Genomic DNA, 2893 nt, shown 5'->3' on the forward strand with positions numbered 1-2893 from the left:
CCTTGCCCGGCCCCCGTACCCCCGCCCTAGAGTCAAGACATCGCTCCACCATGGCCGTGTGCCCGAGTGGCTCAGGGGCTCGCCTGCAAAGCGAGTTACGCGGGTTCAATTCCCGCCACGGCCTCCGTACGGACGGATATCCACTTCTGGTGTCCGACCCGCTGCCCGTGTCCGCTGGTCTGTTCAGCGGACACGGGCAGACATGTTTCCCGGCTCGGTGCGGTACTCACTGGCTGAGGGATCAAGGTCGGCCGGAGGGACTGCGCGATGGGTGAGACATATGGGCCCGGTGGGTCCAGTAGTGATGCTGTTGAAGGGGTTGACGAGGAGGATTTGGAGAGGCCGGAGAAGGATCGGCGGGAGGTGGAGGTGGCTCAGGAGGCCATTGGGGAGGATCCGCGTCATCCGGCGGGCCAAGAGGCCGCCGAGCCCGCCGAAGCCGCCGAGGGTGAGGCGGAGGCCCGTTAGGCGCTCCGCCTCGGGGTGAGCGGGCTCGGGTCCGGGGTCAGGTCAGGGGTGTGAGGGCCGCCGCCTGGGGGCGGATGGGGAGGCGGCCTATGGGGCGGCCGGTGGCGGCGCGGACGGCGGAGGCCACGGCGGCCGGGGCGGCGACCACGGGGGCCGCGGAGACCGGCTTGGCGCCGAAGGGGGCGACCACGTCGCGTTCCTCGACGAGCTTGACGATGCGGATGTCGGGGGCGTCGAGGGAGGTCGGGAGGGGGTAGCCCGTCAGGTCGGGGTGACGGACCAGGCCGCGCGTGGTGCGGAGGTTCTCCATCAGGGCCGCTCCCAGGCCCTGGGTCACGCCCGCTTCGATACGGGAGCGCAGCTGCGCCGGGTTCAGGACGCGGCCGACGTCCTGGGCTACGGACATCTCTACGACGCGGATCGTGCCGAGTTCGATGTCGACGTCCGCGACGCAGCGGATCGCGCAGAAGGCGAGGCCGACGAAGGCGTCACCCTGGCCGGACTCGTCCAGCGGCTCGGTGGGGTGCGGGCGGCACTGGGCGGTGGCCCACAGTTCCTTGCCGTTGAGGGCTTCGGCGACCGTGGTGCTCAGGACACCGTCGTACGACGTGATCTTGCCGTCGGTGATCTGGAGCAGCTCGGTGGACATGCCGAACTTGTGGGCGAGGGGCTGGAGGAGCTGGGTGCGGACCATCTTCGCCGCGCGTTCCACGGCCCCGCCGGACACCCACGTATGACGGCTGTGGCAGGCGGGGCCGGCCGGCGGCTGGTCGGTGTCCACGGCCGCGACGTGCACCTCTTCGATGCCCAGGGTCTCCTGGACGATCTGGCGGGCGAGCGTGGAGAAGCCCGAACTGGTCTCCACCGCCGCGCAGATGACGGTCGCCACCGAGCCGTTGACCTTGACCGTGGCCGTGGAGACCTCGTCCGCGCCCTCCGCGCCGAGCATGTGGACCATGCCGACGCCGTACCCGACACCACGCCGCACCGCGGACGGGTCGCCCGCGCCCTCCGGACCGCCCGGCAGCAGCCACTCCTCCTGCGGCGCGTCCTTCGGCAGGTCGGGCAGCGGCGCTTCCTGTACGGCGCGCAGCAGTTCGGCGACCGGGGCCGGGCAGGTGACGGTCTGGGACGTGGGGAGGATGTCGCCGGTGGCCATGGCGTTGCGGAGGCGGATCTCGGCCGGTTCCAGGCCGAGCTTGGCCGCCAGCTTGTCCATCTGGCCCTCGTACGCGGCACATACCTGCATCGCGCCCTCGCCGCGCAGGTGCCCGGCGGGCGGGTTGTTCGTACGGACCGCCCAGCCCTCCACGAAGGCGTGCGGGACGACGTACGGACCGCACGCGAACGAGACGGCCGCGGCCAGCGCGTCGGCCGAAGTGTCGGCGTACGCGCCCGCGTCCATCAGGATCTGCGCCTCGACCTTCACCAACGTGCCCTCGGAGTCGGCGTGATGCCGGTACCGGAGGATCGTCGGGTGCCGGTGAGCGTGCGAGAGGAAGGACTCCTCGCGGGTGGCGGCGAGCTTGACCGGGCAGCCCGTGCGCAACGCCAGCAGCCCGAGCGGGAGTTGGATACCCGGGTCCTCGCGGTCGGCGGTCGCGCCCGGCACGCCCGTCACGACGACCTTGACCTTGTCCTGCGGCAGCCCGAAGCAGGCGGCGGCGAGGTCGCGGTCGGTGTGCGGGTCGGTGGCGGCGGTGTAGATCTCCACGCCGCCGTCGGGGCGCGGCACGGCCAGCCCGGCCTCGGCGCCGATCGGCGCCGGGTCCTGGCGGCCGATCCGGTACAGCCCCTCGACGACGACGTCACCGGCCGCCTCCGGGTCACCGAAGCGCAGCGGGATGTGCCGTACGAGGTTGCCGTCCGGGTGCAACGGCTCGGCCTCGAAAGCGAGTTGGGGGTCGGTGACCGGCTCCAGCACCTCGTACTCGACGGCGATGGCGGCAGCCGCGAGCCGGGCCGTGTCCGGGTGATCGGCGGCGATCGCGGCGATCGGCTCGCCGTGGTGGCGCACCTCGTCCTTGGCGAAGACCGGCCGGTCGGGGGTGCCGCGCCCGTGCCCGGCGTCCCCGGGGACGTCCTCGTGCGTGACGACGGCCCGCACGCCGGGCATCTCGGCGGCCTGCTTGGTGTCGATCGACAGGATGCGGGCGCGGGGGTGCGGGGACCGCAGGATCGCGGCCCACAGCAGACCCTCGGCCCACAGGTCGGCCGCGTACGGGAAGGTGCCCTGGGTCTTGGCTGGGGCGTCTGCGGACGGCAGCGAGACGCCCAGACCGTGCGGCAGCGGCTCGGCCTCGGCGGCCGGGGCGCTGCCGGGGGCGGGGCTGACGGTGACGGAGCCGGCGCCCTCGTGCGTGCCGGTCATGCGCGGCCTCCCGATTGCGGGTCGGCCCCCGGACCCTGGGTGTTCGGGTGGTGG

1 protein-coding gene and 1 tRNA gene are annotated in these 2893 nt (G+C 72.9%); one reads left to right on the forward strand and one right to left on the reverse strand.

The annotated features are described in order from the left end of the window. Positions 1-52 precede the first annotated feature (52 nt). Positions 53-124, forward strand: a tRNA-Cys gene (locus CCS38_RS30435). Positions 125-505: 381 nt separating this feature from the next. Here CCS38_RS30435 and CCS38_RS30440 read toward each other — a convergent pair. Continuing rightward, positions 506-2839, reverse strand: coding sequence for a xanthine dehydrogenase family protein molybdopterin-binding subunit (locus CCS38_RS30440; RefSeq protein WP_223736556.1), 2334 nt, complete (start codon positions 2837-2839; stop codon positions 506-508). Between the last annotated feature and the right edge of the window lie 54 nt (positions 2840-2893).

Origin of the sequence: Streptomyces purpurogeneiscleroticus (assembly GCF_020024005.1) — a bacterium.
GTDB classification, from domain to species: Bacteria; Actinomycetota; Actinomycetes; order Streptomycetales; family Streptomycetaceae; genus Streptomyces; species Streptomyces purpurogeneiscleroticus.